Consider the following 18,085-nt stretch of genomic DNA (forward strand, 5'->3'; position numbering starts at 1 on the left):
ACTACATGTGTGGTCCGCCAATGATGAACGCAGCCGTTATCGGCATGCTGAAAGATCTTGGTGTCGAAGACGAAAACATCCTGCTGGATGACTTCGGTGGCTAAATTAGCTGCACCCCAATAAGAAATTGGCTGACCCGCTTCGGGTCAGCCTTTTTTCGTAAACAGAATACTAAAGCGTTTTTTATTGTGGTTATTTCAATTATGGTTCTCTTTTGGGAGACGTACTGACCATAACAAAAAGTGACCCTTTAATTGTTGAGAGTTGTTGAATGAAGATGTTCCTGCGTAAATCAATATTATTGCTTGTCTTTGCCGTTACCTTGACAGGGTGTGGTGATCAGCGTGAGCTGATCCACCTGAATGGCTCGACGATGGGTACCTATTACTCAATCAAGTTGATCAAGCAGGAAGGCTTGCCGGCAGCAAGTGAGTTGCAGGCTGAGATTGACCGTCGTCTTGAATTGGTCAACGATCAAATGTCGACCTACCGCAAGCAATCCGAGCTCAGCCGGTTTAATCAGCATACGAGTAACCAGCCGTTCGAAGTGTCTGCTGATACCGCTAAAGTTATTGCTGAAGCCATTCGCCTGGCCGAGCTGACGGATGGTGCGCTTGATGTTACCGTTGGCCCAGTTGTTAACCTGTGGAGCTTTGGACCTGAAGCTCGGCCGGAAAAAACACCGACAGCTGAAGAGCTTGCCAAGCGCCGTGAAATCGTGGGTGTTCGTCATTTATCTGTTGATGGCAATACGCTATCCAAGGCGATCCCGGAGTTGTATGTTGATTTGTCGTCGATCGCCAAAGGCTTTGGTGTTGATATCGTTGCCGGTTATTTTGATGAGCTGAATGTTGCCGACTACATGGTTGAGATCGGCGGTGAGCTTAGTCTTCAAGGTAACAATCTCAAGGGTGTGCCATGGCGCATTGCCATCGAGAAACCAACAGATGACGGTAGCCGTTCGGTGCAGGAAATCATTGAACCGGGCGATATGGCTGTGGCAACATCAGGTGATTATCGAAATTACTTCGAACAAGACGGTGTTCGTTACTCGCATCTTATCGATCCGAAGACCTGCAAGCCGATCACCAACCGTGTGGTGTCGGTAACCGTTTTACACCCATCCAGTATGACGGCCGATGCATTGGCAACGGCATTCTCGGTGATGGGGGAAGAGAAGTCACTGGCGCTGGCACAGCAAGAGAATTTGCCGGTTTTACTCGTTGTTAAAACCGAACAGGGCTACAAAGAGTATACCTCTGATGCCTTTGTACCTTATTTGCAGAAGAAGTAGAGAATTATCATGGTCGTATATCTAACCACCTTTGTAGTCTTTTTGCTGGTTATCGTTGCGATGGCAGTAGGATACATTTTCCAGCGTAAAACGGTAAGCGGTAGCTGTGGAGGCCTTGACGGTATTGGTATCGCCAAAGAATGTGATTGCCCTGAACCGTGCGATGCGCGTAAAAAGCGCGAGGCACGTGAAGCTAAGCAAGCTGAGTGGCAGAAAAATCAGATAATCTGATACCAACCAATTGAAAAAGCCTGAGCATGCTCAGGCTTTTTTTGTTGGTTGTGTGGTTTAAGAATGCGGGGCTACCTGTATCTGATTTCGGCCGTTATGCTTGGCTCGATAGAGATAGCCATCAGCGGTTTTAAGCAACTCGCTGAGTTGATGATGGGTTCCGCCCGCTGTGCCGATGCTGATAGTTACCCTGATCGATGCATTTTGGTAAGTAATGACTAACTGTTCGATGGATTGCCGAAGTTGTTCAAGCTGAAGTAAGAACTGTTGTGGGTTTCTGCAGCTCTGAATGCAGAATTCTTCGCCGCCAAAACGAGCGACGATGGCATCGGGAAAGTGTAACTGTAGCTGCTGGCTGATCTGGACTAGCACTTCATCCCCGGCATCATGGCCATATGTATCGTTGACCTTTTTGAAGAAATCGATATCTAACATGGCGATATTCCGATGCTCACAGCGATCTTTGTTACAATTTTGGTCGAAGAAGTAGCGTCGGTTCCAAAGCCCGGTCAGCGCATCTTGGTTGGCCATACGATAAAGTTTGTCGGCGGTATCTTTCATATTCAGGATATGGTGTATCCGACAATAGAACTCTTCTTGATTGAATGGCTTTTTTAGGAAGTCATTGGCACCAGCTTTCAGAAACAGGGCTGTCATTGCATCATCGTTGCTACCCGAGAGGCCGAGAATGGCTAGCTGGTTACGGTTATAATTTTTGCGGATGTCACGGACCATAGTAATGCCGTCTTTTTCCGGCATATCGTGGTCTGTGATGACCAAACTGATATCAGGGTGCAGCTCTAATTGCTCGAGGGCTTCCTGGCCATGACACGCTTCTAATACCCTGAGGTTTTGCCTCTTGAGCAGATTGACTAGGTGGTGACGTACCGTGGCAGAGTCTTCCACAACCATTGCTTTGTGATGGAGGTTAGCTTCCAGTCGCTGTAGTAGCGGTATGAGGTAAGACACCGACGCCGGACTGTCTTTCAGCAAATAGTCGATGACTCCTTTGGACAGGACGGTATCGCGGATTTGATTGCTGAACTGAGCCGTAAGTACAATGACCTTAAGATTTTGGCTCAAGACCAAATCGATAATTTCACCATCCTGGCCATCGGGGAGGCAGTAATCCAGTACGGAACAAAGAAAATCTCTTTGTTTCGTAAGGATCTGTCGGGCCTGAGCGATGGTTTCGGCAAAAACGGGCTCAAAGCCTGCTTGAGTTAGCTGGATGTTGAGGTAGTTACGAAAGGCTCTGCTGTCTTCTACGACAAGGATCTTATACAGCGACATCTTATTCCTTTACCCGATACTTCTGGGTGTTTTAGCTATCCTCGCGAATTGATTCATCGATTAATAGCATTTTTGTTGTTAAGGCGGCAACCCTATCTATTCATATTTGAGTTGTGGTGGGAGTTCTATTTATGGTTTGTACCAGATAATGGTAACTGTATAAAAAAACAGTGGTATAATGAGTCTAATTAAATGAGATTTACCTATCGCCCAAGCGACTAATAACTCTGAGAGCTATGCCGCAGTCAAACGCCTCATCAACAGCTCCTGTGCAGCGTAAAATTATTCATGTCGATATGGATTGTTTTTTTGCAGCAGTTGAAATACGTGATAACCCAGAGCTGAAGAACAAACCGATAGCGATTGGAGGGCGTTCTGAGCAGCGAGGGGTACTCAGCACCTGTAACTATCTTGCCCGTCAGTATGGAGTCAGATCGGCAATGCCAACAGCCCAGGCGATGAAGCTGTGCCCGCACCTGATCCTTGTTGCTGGCCGGATGGCTGTGTATAGAGAGGTTTCTAAGCAAATTAGGGAAATTTTTCAACGCTATACCGATAAAATAGAGCCGCTGTCACTGGATGAAGCCTACCTTGATGTAACGGAGTGTGAACTACTACATGGCTCTGCGACCCTGATAGCTCAGGATATTCGCCGGGCAATAAGCGACGAGCTAGACCTGACAGCTTCGGCAGGCATTGCTCCTGTTAAGTTCATTGCCAAAATAGCCTCTGATTTGAACAAGCCCGATGGTCAGTATGTGGTTACCCCTGACGATATTCCTGATTTTGTGGCGAACCTAAAACTGGAGAAGATCCCCGGTGTTGGCAAGGTTACGATTCAGAAGCTCCATGAAAAGGGCTTGTATATCGGCAAGGATGTACAAGGATATGATCGTAATTTGCTGCTGCAGCAGTTCGGCAAGTTTGGCCAGTCTTTATGGTCGCGTGCGCATGGCGTCGATAACCGTGAGATTGTGGTTGAACGTGAGCGAAAGTCGGTGGGTGTCGAACGGACATTTTCAAAAAATATTATCAGCTATGAGCAGTGCTGGCAGGTAGTCGAGGCTTTGTACCCTGAGCTTGAAAGGCGGCTCAAACAGGTGAGGCCGGAGTTAAATATTGCCAAGCAAGGCATTAAGGTTAAGTTTGCTGATTTTCAGCAAACAACGGTCGAGCATAGCCAAGCCAAACTGGATAAAGCACAGTTTGTCGGTTTGCTCAACGAGGCGTTAACCCGGCAGAAGGATCGGGAGATCAGATTGATAGGGCTCAGTGTCGGATTGGAGCTGGGGCTCAAGGCACAGCAGCTGTCATTTGAGGGCTTTTAGGTATAAAAAAGGCGAGTCTCTATCATTTAGAAACTCGCCCCTATCACTCGATACTCAGTAACTGATTACTTAGCCGGAATTGCCTTCAGGATAGCAACCATCTGCTCCCAGAACAGACCAACCGTCTCGATGTTCACTTTCTCGTCTGGCGAGTGCGGGAACTTGATCGTCGGGCCGAAAGAAATCATATCCATTGTTGGGTATGGTTCTTTGAACAGACCACACTCGAGTCCGGCATGGATCACCATGATGTTCGGGGTCCTACCGTAGATAGCGTTGTAGGTTTCACGGAACAGGTGCATGACTTCAGAATCGGCATCTGGTTTCCAGCCTGGGTAGGCGCCAGAGAACTCACACTGGACACCAGCCAGATCAGCAATGGCCGTTAGCATGCCTTCAACATTGCTGCGGCCAGAATCGATCAGAGAGCGGATGAGACACAGGATCGTAATCTTATCAATATCTGTGGTGATGACGCCGACATTCAGTGATGTTTCAACCACCCCTTCGATGTCATCACTCATGCGGATCACACCGTTCGGGCAGGCATTCAGTACCGCATAAAAGCGCTTCTGTGCCGTTTCTGTCAGTACATCAGCAGGCAGTTCAACTGGTTCGACAAACAGGTTGATGTCTGTTTCGATTTTACCCAGTTCGGTAGTCAGAATTGACTGGTAGTACGTGAACAGCTCGTTTAGCTTGTCGACATTTGCAGCTGGCAGTGTTGCAAGGGCAAATGCTTCACGCGGAATCGCATTACGCAGGCTACCGCCTGTCAGGTTATTCAGGCGCAGGCCTAGCTCTTCAGCGTGGGCAAACAGGAAGCGACCCAGTAGTTTGTTGGCATTGGCACGACCGGTGTGGATATCACAGCCTGAGTGGCCGCCTTTAAGACCTTTAATAACTAGCTTAACTGCTGCGTGTCCAGCCGGTACAGCCTCGCGCTCGATATCTAGCGTGATAGAACCGTCTACACCGCCGGCACAGCCCATGTACACTTCGCCCTCTTGCTCAGAGTCAGTGTTCAGTAGGATGTCACCTTCAAGCCAGCCTTCTTCAAGGCCGAAAGCACCTGTCATACCGGCTTCTTCATCGATAGTCAGTAGTACTTCCAATGGACCGTGCTCAACATCTTTTGCTGCCAGCACAGCCAGACATGCCGCCATGCCCATACCGTTGTCAGCGCCAAGAGTTGTCCCTTTCGCCGTTACCCACTCGCCGTCGATATAAGGCAGAATAGGATCTTCGGTGAATTCGTGCTCAGTGTCTTCATTCTTCTGCGGCACCATATCAATGTGTGCTTGAAGAACGACACCTTTACGGTCTTCCATCCCTGGTGTAGCAGGCTTCTTGATAAATACGTTGCCAACCGCATCACGGCGTACGTCTAGGCCTTCACCTTCAGCAAATTTGATGATGTGCTGAGCGAGTTGCTCTTCATGCTTGGAAGGGTGAGGAATAGAACAGATTTGATCGAAGAATTGCCACACAGGTTGCGGTGACAGTTGACTGATTTCAGACACAGCAGTCTCCTTTATAAACTATTGGGCTTAAGCGATTCACTAGCTGAATATCGGCTAATGAGCTAACAAGGTCAGCAGAATAAACTATCGCGATAACTAAAAGGATACCACTGCGTCTGATACGGGAACAGTTAAATCTTAAATTGCGAAATATGGACGTTAAGATTGTGACCGCTCGCAAGAAGTTGCTCGCTGGCTGCCGAAATTTGTTCCTCTTGCTGAACAGTTTTTTGTCTGTGTTCTGTCAGTTGAGCAAGGTTGGTATTGATTGCCCGGGAGTCTTTGGATAAGACGCAACAAATCAAGAACCAGACTGTAACACTTTAGTCGCGAATTGCTAAAGTTGCACGTTTAACTGGTGTAATAAAATTACAGTAAAAGGAGGTCTTGCGCACATAAATCAGAAAAGTGTGACGAGGTTAAAGAAAATACTTGTAAGTTTATTACGTGATGGGTATAGTTTAACCATCTTCTGGTGAAGATGAAATAACACAGTAAACCGCTCTAGGATGAGCCCGAGGTATCGCCTCCAGGGAACTGAGATTAAGTAAAGCCCAGATGGCTGAGCACTAAACGTTTTATGTGTTTTGATAACTTAATAATTAAGGTGATAAAGATGAAAGCATTCGATTCAATTGCAAGTTTTTGGAATAACCGTTCTGTATACACTGGTAACTTCCAGTACCCGAACCCATTCGGCTATTAATTCATGATGTTGTGCCTGAGTCTTAGTGGTTCAGGCATGGTGTCTCGAGCAGTATTGTTCACCCCCCCCCCTTTATTGAGAATTTAGAATATCCGCTTTTCGGCTATTCAATACATTCTTACGCCACTCCTTATTGGGGTGGCGTTTTTTTCTCTCAAAACGCCCTCGTTGTCAGCACATAAATTCCACAGTTTTTCTGTTATAGCTATGAATTCGATTACATCTCGCCTGGGGTGGGGAATTCATAATTATCCTGATGCATATTATCGTTTGCGTAGCTGTGAAAAAATTTCAATGGTCAAAAAAACAACATGATACACTAATGTTAACTCTATGAATTTAAAGCGGTTGTGGTTTTCACTTTTCTTATTTGGTTGGTTTTTATCCGGTTAGCCCTGTGTGCTACTGATAGTTGCGTTATTTTCTGGAAATTGCTTGCCAAGGAGCATATAATCGCCCCCCAAAAATAGATCACGCAAACGTTTTCTATTTCAACTTTAACTTGCGTGTATTATCTCCAAGGAACCGAGAGCAATGCTTGAGAAACTTTTCAAACTGACAGAGCATGGTACGGATGTCCGCACCGAACTGTTAGCGGGTATGACGACCTTCCTGACAATGGCTTACATCATTTTTGTAAACCCGACCATGCTGGCAACGACGGGGATGGATCAAGGGGCGGTGTTTGTTGCGACTTGTCTGGCTGCGATGGTCGGTTGCTTCATTATGGGCTTTGTCGCCAATTACCCAGTTGCTCAGGCTCCGGGGATGGGCTTGAATGCGTTCTTTACCTATGGCGTTGTTCTTGGGATGGGACATACGTGGCAGGTTGCGTTGGCTGCGGTATTCCTATCTGGCTTATGCTTTATCGTGTTGAGTGTGCTGCGGGTGCGTGAGTGGATCATCAATGCGATCCCGATGGCTTTACGTACCGGTATCTCGGCTGGTATCGGTTTGTTCTTGGCGTTTATTGCATTGCAGAGCTCCGGCATTGTAGTTGATAACCCGGCAACACTGGTACACGTTGGTGATCTAACCAGTTTTCCGGCAATGATGGCTTCACTGGGTTTTTTCCTGACCATTGCATTAGTCCATCGAGGCTATAAAGCCGCGGTGCTGATCGCCATTCTTGCGGTAACAGTAATGGGTATTCTGTTTGGTGATATTACCTACAGTGGTGTGATGTCGATGCCGCCAAGCATTGCGCCAACATTTATGCAGATGGATTTTAGCGGTGCACTTGAAGTCGGTCTGATTTCTGTTGTGTTTGCTTTCCTGTTTGTCGATCTGTTCGATACGGCTGGTACGCTGGTGGGAGTGGCAACAAAAGCAGATCTTATGGATAAAGATGGCAAGCTGCCTCGTTTGAACCGTGCGCTGCTCGCTGATAGTACGGCGACCTCTGTGGGGGCGATTCTAGGTACATCAAATACGACATCTTTTGTCGAGAGTGTATCGGGTGTTGCGGTCGGTGGACGTACTGGGTTGACGGCTGTCACCGTCGGTGTATTGTTCTTCCTGGCATTGTTCTTTGCTCCACTGGCAGGTATGGTTCCAGCCTATGCCACTGCCGGCGCCTTGTTCTACGTTGCTATCCTGATGATGTCAGGCTTGGTGAGTGTAGACTGGCGTGACTTAACAGAAGCGGCTCCTGTAGTTGTAGTTTGTCTATTGATGCCGTTAACATACTCCATCGCTGAAGGTATCGGCCTTGGCTTTATCACTTATGCTGCAGTTAAAGTAATGAGTGGCAAGGGAAGAGATGTAAATGTTAGCGTATGGGTTATAGCAGCTCTATTTATTGCTAAAATTATCTTTTTATAACAGTTTATAAATATATCCAGCGACAATATCGCTGATTCAGAGGTTCATCGGATATGAGTAATAAGTTCATCATTACCTGGGACAACATGCAAATGTATACACGTCAGCTGGCAGAAAAACTGCTTCCGGCTGATCAGTGGAAAGGTATTATTGCAGTTAGTCGTGGTGGTTTGGTTCCTGCTGCGATCCTAGCCCGTGAGCTTAACATCCGTCATGTTGATACGGTATGTATTTCAAGCTACGACCATGACCACCAGCGCGAAATGAAAGTGCTAAAGCAAGCTGAAGGTGATGGTGAAGGTTTCATCGTTATCGATGACTTGGTAGATACTGGCGGTACAGCTGAGCTTATCCGTGAGATGTACCCAAAAGCGAAGTTTGTGACGGTATGTGCCAAACCTGCTGGTAAGCATCTCGTTGATGACTATGTTGTCGATATTACTCAGGACACGTGGATTGAGCAGCCATGGGATATGGCTGTTACTTTTGTTGATCCGATTGCCAAAAAATAATCACAGATTGATAAATGACGAAAGGAGCCGATGAGGCTCCTTTTTTTGTTATTAACATAGGTCTGAATTTATTCACTTTGGCTTGGTTTCATGGCCGAAGTGGATTTTCGTGTCAAGCCTCGACGAAACAAATACGGCTAACGCATGGATCGGATGTCAGCCAGAGACTCGCCATTAGGCTTGTTGCGATAGAAATTATTGTAGTTGATGAGATCTATCATATCGTGACCGGTCAACTCACATTTTCTATCAAGCTTGGTTTGGTAAGAGCCTTGAATCTGTTCGCCAGATGCATCGAGGCAAACGCCTATTTTTGCATTGACGGCCCCAGATGCCTCACCAGGGTTGCCACCAAGGACTCCGCCGCTGCCAAAGGCCAGCACTGAACTTGAAAAAAGCAACATACCGCAGATACCGAGTATTTTTTTCATACAAAGACCACCGTATAAAATACTAACAGTAATATCAGCATAGTTCAGGATGGAAAGTCAGTTATCCATTTTTGGTTTTGGGCACACTGCAATAGACTGTTGGATGATATACTTTTGGTATCAATCTCTTTGCGTATCCTGACTGATCACCTGTTTGGTGAATACCATTGCTCCTTCGGCTAAGGAGCACCGATTGAGTCACTGCGCGTAGATAGAATTCGAACAATGGAGCTTACCGTGTCTGAACCCTCTAAAACTAATTTATCTGAAAAGCTGTTTGCACCGCGGCAAACATCGAAGGAGACGTCTAGCTTGGTAAAGCTGGCTAATGTTTCTTCCAAGCCAATGCATAATGCGATTGATGGTGATAGCGAGGCGGGATGGTATCGGATATTGAGGCGCCCGCAGTGGGCTTGGCAGGGAATCGATCCGATAGAGATGGAAGCGATTTTCTCGCGCATGGCTAACTCTGAAGCCTTTCGCACCAATGATGAACTGCTAGATACTGTTATTGGTTACAAGCCTGGCAACTGGATTTACGAGTGGAGTCAATCTGGGGCGATGTACCATAAAACAGCCCGGGAACTTGTTAATTCCGACCAAAAAGACAAGGCTGCACAGATGTTGCTAACTGCCAGTATGTATTACAGCGTAGCGGCGTATCCCCACCTTAAAGGGGATACGTTGGCGGCGCAGGCGGAGCTACAGGCGAATCAGACCTACCGTGAAGCCATGGAGTATATGCCTCATACAATGAGGACGATTGATGTCAAATATGAAGGCAAAACCTTCCAGGCATTTATTCATCTGCCCTGTACCGATAAATTACTGCCGACCGTTGTTGTTAGCGGGGGTCTAGATACCCTTCAGTCGGATTTGTGGCGATTATATTATGATTATTTAGGTCCGGCAGGCTTTGCGATGGTCACACTGGATATGCCTTCTGTTGGCCATAGCTCGGCGTGGGCATTGACGGAAGATACCAGTCGCTTGCATCAGGCGCTGTTACAGCAAATTCGAGATGTACCCTGGGTAGACCATACTCGTGTCGCCATGCTGGGTTTACGCTTTGGGGGGAATGCGGCTATTCGTCTTGGCTTCATTGAACCAACCCGCCTCAAAACCTGCATCAGTCTGGGCGGGGCGATACACAGCGTACTGGCCGATCCCAAGCGGCTTGATGCTATGCCACAGATGTATCTTGATATGATTGCGTCGCGAATGGGTAAAAAAGGTGTGTCCAGGGCAAGCCTGACTTCTCATCTTCCGGCTTGGTCTCTCAAACAACAGGGGTTGCTAGGGCGTCGCAAGACCGAGGTACCGATGCTGGGGATCAGCCTTAAGAACGATCCGGTCTGTACTGATATCGATAACCAGCTGATAGCGATGTCTAGCCGGGGTGGCAAGGCAATTACGTTGCCGGAAAAACCGCTTCACGATGGTTATCATCGTTCACTAGAGACCGTGGTGGATTGGTTGAAAGAAAAATTGGCCTGAGGCATGTTGTTTAAGTCTCGGGGATGTAAATAAAATGTTGCTATATCTTGGCTTTATGGCTTAAATGGAATGACGAGAGATAGAGAGGCTAGGCAGAGATCGAGTCTTAGCGCTCTGTCTGGCACCCGATGGTTGCTGTTATTGTGCTATTACTATGGATGGAGATACGCTATGACGACTACAACAACATTTCCGCCTCATGGGCGTCTGATGACGAAACTAACCGCGCTGGGGCCCTACCTGCGCCAGCAGCAGTCGTCAGAAGGCCATTTCTTTTTTGATTGTCTGGCAAGCTGTATCAGCGCGAAGAAAGAGCCAGAAGAACGCGAGTTCTGGGGGTGGTGGCTGATCTTGACCGTAACAAATACCGGTTTTGAATATCGGTATCATTTTGGCCGTTATGATAGTAACGGTGACTGGCTCAAAGACAGTGTCCCTGCCAAGCATGAGAAAGCAGTGATCCAGACGTTGGACGACTTTTATCCGAAATTGACCAGTTTGCTGCAAGATGAGTTCAAACTGACAGTAACTGCTGCCAGTGATCTTGAGGAAGCCGAGCTGGGAACGGTTGCCTGATCTTGCTCCGAATATATTATCTGCAGTCAGATGAAAGATTAATGCGCTTTTATAGCGCATTTTTCTTGTGATCTAGCAAGCGGATTGATAAAACATCTGAATATAAATTTATTCATCACAATTGTTTAATCCCAATGGCAGATACTAAACATTCAAACGCTACAGAGCAGAACCTCGTGGGTGCTCACTCTTCTTCAGAGACCCAGGCGGTTAGACAATCTTCCCCCGTTCGGCAGACAATAGTCATCAAGCTGGGCACCAGTGTGTTAACCGGTGGTACGCTACAGTTGGATCGGGCCCATATGGTGGAGCTGGTTCGTCAGTGCGCATCACTGCGTCGTCAGGGGCATAAGGTCATCATGGTGACGTCTGGTGCGATAGCCGCAGGCCGCGAGCATTTAGGTTACCCCGAGCTACCCAAAACGATGGCGAGCAAGCAGCTCTTGGCCGCAGTTGGTCAGAGCCGTTTGATTCAGGAATGGGAGCGTTTGTTTGGTATCTATGGTCTGCATGTCGGCCAAATGTTGCTGACTCGCGCTGATCTTGATGATCGTGAACGTTATCTCAATGCCCGCGATATGATTGTGGCGTTGCTGGACAACGGCATCATTCCCGTCGTCAATGAAAATGACGCAGTAGCTACCACTGAAATAAAAGTTGGCGACAACGACAACCTATCAGCACTGGTCGGTATTTTGGCGAGTGCCGACAAGTTGTTGCTTCTGACCGATCAGCCTGGTCTGTTTACCGCCGACCCTCGCAATAACCCCGATGCAGAGCTGATCCGCGAAGTCCATACTATCGATGAAACTCTGCACAAGTTGGCAGGTGGCAGTGTGGGTGGTTTGGGTACCGGTGGTATGGCAACCAAGCTACAAGCTGCTGATGTGGCTCGCCGGGCGGGTATCGAAGTAATTATTGCTGCTGGTAGTCGACCTGGTGTGATTGATGATCTGGTTAAAGGGGAGTCGGTTGGCACTCGTTTTCTACCGCTGGAGTCACCATTGGAGAGCCGTAAGCGTTGGATTTTGGCCGGACCTCCACCTGCAGGCGATATCGTGATTGATGACGGTGCAGCGATTGCGGTACAACAGCGTGGGAGTAGTCTGCTGGCAAAGGGGATCACCGAAGTGAAGGGGCAATTTGAACGCGGAGAAGTGACCCGAATTTTTAATACCAAAGGGGCTTTGCTGGCTCGTGGTATCTGCCGTTACTCAAGCAAAGATATGGCAAAGATTGCCGGAAAACACAGTCAGGATATTTATCAGGTCCTGGGCTACGAATACGGTCCGGTTGCCGTGCACCGTGATGATTTGGTGGTTATCTGATCACGTACTCGGTGACGAACTGAAAATATTTTGATGATAGGGGAAGAGTGTGAATCTTGAAATTATGGGTAAAGCTGCTCAACAGGCGGCTTTCGAACTTGCTACTGCAGCGACCAAGCAGAAAAATCAGGCTCTGGCAATTATTGCCGATGAACTGGAAGCCAATTGTGACGTGATACTGGCGGCGAATGCCAAAGATATTGCTGCTGCACGCGAATCGGGCATGTCGGATGCTTTGGTTGATCGCCTGCTGCTCAATAAAGAACGCCTAGCCGGTATTGCCAGTGATGTGCGTAATGTTATCAGCCTGAATGATCCGGTTGGCTCCGAGCTGGATAGCAAGGTACTGGAAAACGGTATGCGCCTCAGTCGCCGCCGTGTCCCTCTGGGTGTAGTAGGTGTTATTTATGAAGCGCGTCCGAACGTGACCATCGATATTGCTGCTTTGTGTCTGAAAACCGGTAATGCCAGTATTTTGCGTGGTGGCCGTGAAACGTTCCACTCCAATATGGAGCTGGTGAAAGTGATTCAGGTTGCTTTGGAGAAAGCCGGTTTGCCGGCGGCCTCGGTACAGTACATTGACAAGCCGGATCGAGAGCTGGTTTCACAGTTACTTAAGCTGGATCAGTATGTCGATATGATTATTCCTCGCGGTGGTGCTGGCCTGCATAAGATGTGCAAGGAAAATAGCACGATCCCTGTCATTATCGGCGGCTTCGGGATCAGCCATATCTATGTCGACCAAACGGCAGATTTGGCGCGCGCACTGGATGTAGTGGAAAACGCGAAGGTTCAGCGCCCGTCAGCCTGTAATGCGCTGGATACGCTATTAGTCAGTGAAGATGTTGCCGAAGCGTTCCTGCCTCGCTTGGCTGAGCGCATGAATCAGAGCAAGGTCGCGTTGGTGGCAGACGGAACCAGTTATGCGCTGTTGGAAGGCAAAGCGGCAGATCTTCGTAAAGTGGTCGATGGTGACTTCGATACTGAATGGCTGAGTTTCACCCTCGGAGTGAAGGTGGTTAAAGATGTCGATGAGGCTATCGCCCATATGCGCAAGCACAATGCCAGCCACTCCGATGCGATCCTGACCAATGATATTCGTTCGGCTGAACGTTTTGTCAATGCGGCAGGCTCAGCCGCTGTTTACGTCAATGCCTCGACGCGCTTTACTGACGGGGCGCAATTTGGTCTTGGTGCCGAGGTGGCTGTGTCGACTCAGAAGCTGCACGCTCGTGGCCCGATGGGGCTAGAAGAGTTGACCAGTTATAAGTGGGTGGGTGTTGCTGACTACCTGATTCGCTCTTAGTAATTTGTCCCATCCCGTTTTTAAGGGCAGGGCTAGGGTGGGGGAGCGCGAGCTCCCTCCCGGCCTCACTCTTTAAAAGTGGGAAGAGCTTTCTTTACTCAGCTTAGCTTCTTTATCTTTTACCTGCCTAGCTTCATGCTTGCTTGTCTTTTTTCTCTTCTTCCTTCAGCGCTTCTTCGCGCTTTTGCTTTTCATGCAGGTATTTGATTTTGTCGCGGTAACCAAACTTCATATTCGCCGTATATTTCAAGGCCGCAATGTTGCTGACAATTACGCTGACGATGATGATGCTGATAACCCAGGGGTTGAGTAGCCATTCCACCATTTAGACCTCACAGATATTCTCTATGTACTTACTATAAAGATTACCAAGGTTTGCCAAAATCTGCGACTTTCCAGCGATTTGGTTTGCGTTAAGTGTGTGGTAAAGCAATTTTGGCGTCAGCTGTTGCAGCAAGTGTCGGCTAACGGGGTAGTAGCTTATGTGCCAGGGCTCGACGGCAACCCCGTTTCTGTCCTCGGCATAGGGTAGGTAGAAGCCAAATTGATTCATGTGCTCGTTGAGCCAGACACTGAACCCTGCCTGATGGCCGCCAATGGCATATTCCCATGGCTCCAGCTGAAGGTCGGTTCCATTGGGCAGACAATTAGCGGCATAGACATCGACATCGGTTCCCCAGTGGTGCCGACTGGCTCCGGGCAGCGCCGACCAGCGCATGATGGCATGGATTTTTTCTAGCTCCGAGAGCTGGCTGGCATCAATGGGCTGGCTGTTGCTATCCAGTAACGGACGAGAGCCGCTGAACTTGTTGTTCCAGATCAGTAACTGGCGCTCGAAAGGACGAAAGGCACTGGCTATTTGCAAGTCAAATCCGGCTAGGGCGGCGGCTTGTTGCAATTGTATAAATGATGGTTGCATGTCCCGGTGCAGCAAGTGTTGCTGGTGGCTGACCAGGTGAGTGTCGGCTTGTCCGGTAAGTTGCCCGGCGCTGAGCGGCCGGGCTGAAGGTGAGTGAGACATTAAAGCGCTTTTTCCAATACTTTTTGGTACATGTCGGTCAGCTTCTCAAGATCGGCGACTTTTACACACTCATTCACTTTATGGATGGTGGCATTGCACGGACCGAGTTCAATAACCTGGGCCCCGGTACGGGCAATGAAACGTCCGTCTGAAGTACCACCGGTGGTGAGTAGTTCCGGTTTCTTGTGGTTGACTTCCTCAATGGCTTCGACGACAGCGTCAAGCAAAGTGCCATGATCGGTAAGGAACGGGTGACCACTGAAGGTCCACTTCAGGTCATAATCCAATCCATGGGCATCGAGGACCGAATGCACTTTACGTTTGATGCAGCCTGCCGTGAGCTCGGTACTGAAACGGAAGTTGAACTGAACGTGAAACTCCCCAGGAATGACATTCGACGCCCCGGTACCAGCATGCAGGTTGGCGATCTGGAAGCTGGTTGGCGGGAAGTAGGCGTTACCGTTATCCCAGGTTGTTGCCGCCAGTTCTGCCAGTGCCGGCATAGCACGGTGGACCGGATTATCGGCAAGGTGCGGATAGGCAACATGGCCCTGGATGCCCTTGAGCGTAACATCGCCGGTGATTGAGCCGCGGCGACCGTTTTTGACCACGTCACCCACCGCGTGAGTACTGGAGGGCTCGCCGACAATGCACATGTCAATTTTCTCGTTACGGGCTTCCAGGGTGTCAATCACCCGAGTTGTCCCGTTAATAAACGGCCCTTCCTCATCGGAGGTGATAAGCAGTGCAATCGAGCCTTTGTGATCCGGATTGTCAGCCAAAAAGCGCTCAAGCGCGACAATGAAACAAGCCAGTGAGCCTTTCATATCGGCAGCGCCACGGCCGTGAAGGTAGCCATCAATGATGGTCGGCTCGAAAGGCGGAGTATGCCAGAGCTCTGATGGTCCGGCAGGCACGACATCAGTATGCCCGGCAAAGACGAACAGAGGTGCTTCCGTGCCCCGTCGCGCCCACAGGTTGGTGGTATCTTCAAAGATCATGCTTTCAATCTTGAAGCCGAGCTTTTCAAGACGTGCAATCATCACATCCTGGCAGCCTGCATCTTCCGGGGTTACCGAAATTCGGCTGATAAAATCTTTCGCCAGGGCGATAACCGGGCTATCTGACATCCTTGTATCCTTAACTATTTATCTGCAAGAGAAGAGTGGAAAATATCTTGGTACTGAGCGGGCTTGAAACCTAGGTGGTAGGATTCATTGTGTACTAGCAGCGGGCGCTTGATCATTGCCGGGAACTCCAGCATCAAGGCAATCGCCGTCTCACGGTTCAGGTCGGCTTTCTGCTCGTCATTGAGCTGGCGGTAAGTGGTACCACGTTTATTGACCATCGCTTCCCAGCCTAGCTGAGCTTCAAACGTTTCTAGCATGGCTTGATCCAGGCCGTCTACACGATAGTCGTGGAAGCGGTATTCTATGTTTTCTGCGTCCAGCCACTTTTTCATTTTTTTGATAGTGTCGCAGTTTTTAATGCCGTATGTAATTGTACTCATAGTGTTGCTGACTTAGTTTTATTTTCGAATTAGCCTTCCTTTATAGCGAGATTACTCTGGCTTCGCAATGGTATTAGCTGCGGTTATCTTTATGGTATCAGCTGGATATTCCTTCTAGTGAGAGAGAGGGACATTACTGACGCCTTTATTGTTCCTGTTCTGTTTGGAATGAATTGAACTTACTAGGAACAAGTTTGTTACAACTTGTTGATAATAAAAAGTTTGTTAGAAAATTAAAGGTGCCGTTTTATAGCGAGAATAACCAAGGAATTGAGATGTCGGTCACTGAATCGTACTTGTGGTGCCCATAAATCTAATTGCACCTTGATCAAACTCAACATCCAATTCGTCAAAGACGGAATAATAAAGCCTCAGAATTATGGAGGTCTCAATGGAATTGAATCCGGTTTTTGCCCGTCGTCTTTATTTAGCGCTTCTTGTTGAACAGCTTGAACGCCCTAATGTTCCTAAACTTATTGAAATTACAGGCTGGCCGCGTCGTACTATTCAGGATGTATTAAAAGCCCTGCCGGGTTTTGGCATTGAATTGGCATTTGTACAGGATGGCAAGCGCCATAATGATGGTTATTACCAATTAAGTGATTGGGGACCGTTTGACTTGCAGTGGGTTGAATCGCGAGAACAGGACATCATCACATCCGTATCCTGTTAAAAATAAACCGCATGATTGCGGTTTATTTTTCTGTTGAATTTTCAGCTCAATATCTGGAACGGCTGGCCGTCGTTACGGGCAATCATAGGCATTGCCCAGTAGCGTGACCGAGGTGCCGAAATTCTGCGGACTATAGAGATCTACGGTATTGGCACCACGCTGGGCGGCTTGGTTTTTTATGTCGTTCAAAGCGCCGTCAGTTAATGCTCTGTTGCTGATAAGCCAAAATGAATACCAGCTTCCCTCTGATCCGATAATGGTGCCTTTATCGCTACAGCCCTCTAGCTGTTCAGCAGCATCCCAGCGAATTCGAACGCTGTTACTGTCGCTATGCAGCTGCGTTGTTTCGCAGCCAACAAGTATCAACATACAGCATCCAACTAAGGTTTTATTCAGCATTACTGGCCTTGATATTCAAGATACAGAACAGTCGCGGCTGTACGCGATTTCACCTGAAGCTTCTTCAGTAGGCTCTTCATGTGTACTTTGACTGTCGCTTCCGAGATAAATAGTGAATCGGCAATCTGCTTGTTGCGATAGCCCTTGGCAACTTCTTTCAGAATTTGCATTTCCCGATCAGTTAGTGAGTTCAGCAAAGAATCTTGTTCTGAATTATCAGTAAGGTATTCTCGAACCAAGTCACTATAGGCCTTTCCACCGCAGAGGGCCTGCTTTAGCAGCTCAATCAGTTGCTCCGGTTCGGTATCTTTGAGCAGGTAGCCATCGGCACCGGCCTGGATCAGTGCTTTGACATCTGCACGACTATCAGAAACAGTGAGAACCACAATGCTGGACTGGATCCCTTCGGCGCGCATGGCATTAAGCGTATCGAGTCCGGACATCCCTTTCATATTGAGATCGAGCAGAATAAGGTCTGGTTCTTGCTCGCTGGCGAGCAATACAGCATCGGCCCCGTTGCTGGCTTCACCCACAATTTCAAAATCTGGTTCAAAACTAAGTAACTGGCAGATCCCCCGGCGCATTAACGGGTGATCGTCCACAATCATTATCTTCCAACATGTCATAGTTATA

General features: G+C 48.2%; 19 protein-coding genes. 10 read left to right on the top strand and 9 right to left on the bottom strand.

The window, feature by feature from the left end; genetic code table 11:
* The first annotated feature begins 283 nt into the window (after window positions 1-283).
* Both EDI28_RS00005 and nqrM read left to right on the top strand, forming a co-directional pair.
* Window positions 284-1,294 (top strand): FAD:protein FMN transferase, encoded by a 1,011-nt coding sequence (locus tag EDI28_RS00005; RefSeq protein WP_438942780.1) that lies wholly within the window; start codon window positions 284-286, stop codon window positions 1,292-1,294.
* Between the two features lie 9 nt (window positions 1,295-1,303).
* Window positions 1,304-1,525 carry a (Na+)-NQR maturation NqrM gene (gene nqrM / locus EDI28_RS00010; RefSeq protein ID WP_128781798.1) on the top strand — a complete coding sequence of 74 codons (222 nt, stop codon included), beginning with the start codon at window positions 1,304-1,306 and terminating at the stop codon, window positions 1,523-1,525.
* A 57-nt stretch (window positions 1,526-1,582) separates the two neighbouring features.
* Here nqrM and EDI28_RS00015 read toward each other — a convergent pair whose 3' ends face one another.
* Window positions 1,583-2,818 carry a diguanylate cyclase gene (locus EDI28_RS00015; RefSeq protein ID WP_128781799.1) on the bottom strand — a complete coding sequence of 412 codons (1,236 nt, stop codon included), beginning with the start codon at window positions 2,816-2,818 and terminating at the stop codon, window positions 1,583-1,585.
* Window positions 2,819-3,054: 236 nt separating this feature from the next.
* Here EDI28_RS00015 and dinB point away from each other — a divergent pair, with 236 nt between their 5' ends.
* Window positions 3,055-4,146 carry a DNA polymerase IV gene (gene dinB / locus EDI28_RS00020; RefSeq protein WP_128781800.1) on the top strand — a complete coding sequence of 364 codons (1,092 nt, stop codon included), beginning with the start codon at window positions 3,055-3,057 and terminating at the stop codon, window positions 4,144-4,146.
* A gap of 65 nt (window positions 4,147-4,211) precedes the next feature.
* Here the strand turns inward: dinB and EDI28_RS00025 are convergent, their stop codons facing one another.
* Window positions 4,212-5,669: an aminoacyl-histidine dipeptidase gene (locus EDI28_RS00025; protein ID WP_128781801.1), complete on the bottom strand. Its 1,458-nt coding sequence runs from the start codon at window positions 5,667-5,669 to the stop codon at window positions 4,212-4,214.
* Between the two features lie 1,240 nt (window positions 5,670-6,909).
* Here EDI28_RS00025 and EDI28_RS00030 point away from each other — a divergent pair.
* A complete protein-coding gene (locus EDI28_RS00030) occupies window positions 6,910-8,199 on the top strand; it encodes an NCS2 family permease (protein WP_128781802.1) in 1,290 nt (429 codons plus the stop codon).
* 53 nt (window positions 8,200-8,252) lie between these two features.
* Window positions 8,253-8,711 carry a xanthine phosphoribosyltransferase gene (gene gpt, locus EDI28_RS00035; protein WP_128781803.1) on the top strand — a complete coding sequence of 153 codons (459 nt, stop codon included), beginning with the start codon at window positions 8,253-8,255 and terminating at the stop codon, window positions 8,709-8,711.
* 137 nt (window positions 8,712-8,848) lie between these two features.
* Here gpt and EDI28_RS00040 read toward each other — a convergent pair whose 3' ends face one another.
* Window positions 8,849-9,142, bottom strand: coding sequence for a hypothetical protein (locus EDI28_RS00040; RefSeq protein WP_128781804.1), 294 nt, complete (start codon window positions 9,140-9,142; stop codon window positions 8,849-8,851).
* A gap of 237 nt (window positions 9,143-9,379) precedes the next feature.
* Between EDI28_RS00040 and frsA the strand changes: the two genes are divergently transcribed.
* From frsA to EDI28_RS00060, 4 genes are all read left to right on the top strand, one after another.
* Window positions 9,380-10,639, top strand: a complete 1,260-nt coding sequence (frsA, locus tag EDI28_RS00045) for an esterase FrsA (protein ID WP_128781805.1) — start codon at window positions 9,380-9,382, stop codon at window positions 10,637-10,639.
* Window positions 10,640-10,810: 171 nt separating this feature from the next.
* Window positions 10,811-11,215, top strand: coding sequence for a sigma factor-binding protein Crl (crl, locus tag EDI28_RS00050; protein ID WP_128781806.1), 405 nt, complete (start codon window positions 10,811-10,813; stop codon window positions 11,213-11,215).
* Window positions 11,216-11,349: 134 nt separating this feature from the next.
* Entirely contained in the window at window positions 11,350-12,543 is a 1,194-nt protein-coding gene (proB, locus tag EDI28_RS00055) for a glutamate 5-kinase (RefSeq protein WP_233353239.1), read from the top strand.
* Between the two features lie 49 nt (window positions 12,544-12,592).
* A complete protein-coding gene (locus EDI28_RS00060) occupies window positions 12,593-13,849 on the top strand; it encodes a glutamate-5-semialdehyde dehydrogenase (protein ID WP_128781807.1) in 1,257 nt (418 codons plus the stop codon).
* 133 nt (window positions 13,850-13,982) lie between these two features.
* Here EDI28_RS00060 and EDI28_RS00065 read toward each other — a convergent pair whose 3' ends face one another.
* The 4 genes from EDI28_RS00065 to EDI28_RS00080 are packed head-to-tail and all read right to left on the bottom strand — an operon-like array spanning window position 13,983 to window position 16,380.
* A complete protein-coding gene (locus EDI28_RS00065; RefSeq protein WP_164918477.1) occupies window positions 13,983-14,171 on the bottom strand; it encodes a DUF2897 family protein in 189 nt (62 codons plus the stop codon).
* Between the two features lie 3 nt (window positions 14,172-14,174).
* Window positions 14,175-14,870 carry a M15 family metallopeptidase gene (locus tag EDI28_RS00070; protein WP_128781809.1) on the bottom strand — a complete coding sequence of 232 codons (696 nt, stop codon included), beginning with the start codon at window positions 14,868-14,870 and terminating at the stop codon, window positions 14,175-14,177.
* Complete coding sequence (gene dapE / locus EDI28_RS00075; protein ID WP_128781810.1) at window positions 14,870-16,000, bottom strand: succinyl-diaminopimelate desuccinylase; 1,131 nt, start codon at window positions 15,998-16,000, stop codon at window positions 14,870-14,872. The genes EDI28_RS00070 and dapE overlap by 1 nt, the downstream gene beginning before the upstream one ends.
* A 14-nt stretch (window positions 16,001-16,014) precedes the next feature.
* Window positions 16,015-16,380, bottom strand: coding sequence for an ArsC family reductase (locus EDI28_RS00080; protein WP_128781811.1), 366 nt, complete (start codon window positions 16,378-16,380; stop codon window positions 16,015-16,017).
* A 391-nt stretch (window positions 16,381-16,771) separates the two neighbouring features.
* On the opposite strand from EDI28_RS00080, the gene EDI28_RS00085 reads away from it, so the two are divergent.
* A complete protein-coding gene (locus EDI28_RS00085) occupies window positions 16,772-17,053 on the top strand; it encodes a winged helix-turn-helix domain-containing protein (protein WP_128781812.1) in 282 nt (93 codons plus the stop codon).
* A gap of 72 nt (window positions 17,054-17,125) precedes the next feature.
* Here the strand turns inward: EDI28_RS00085 and EDI28_RS00090 are convergent, their stop codons facing one another.
* Window positions 17,126-17,422, bottom strand: a complete 297-nt coding sequence (locus EDI28_RS00090) for a DUF4156 domain-containing protein (protein WP_233353240.1) — start codon at window positions 17,420-17,422, stop codon at window positions 17,126-17,128.
* 29 nt (window positions 17,423-17,451) lie between these two features.
* Complete coding sequence (locus EDI28_RS00095) at window positions 17,452-18,078, bottom strand: response regulator (RefSeq protein WP_128781814.1); 627 nt, start codon at window positions 18,076-18,078, stop codon at window positions 17,452-17,454.
* Between the last annotated feature and the right edge of the window lie 7 nt (window positions 18,079-18,085).

It is taken from the genome of Photobacterium chitinilyticum, assembly GCF_004104355.1.
Lineage (GTDB): Bacteria > Pseudomonadota > Gammaproteobacteria > Enterobacterales > Vibrionaceae > Photobacterium > Photobacterium chitinilyticum.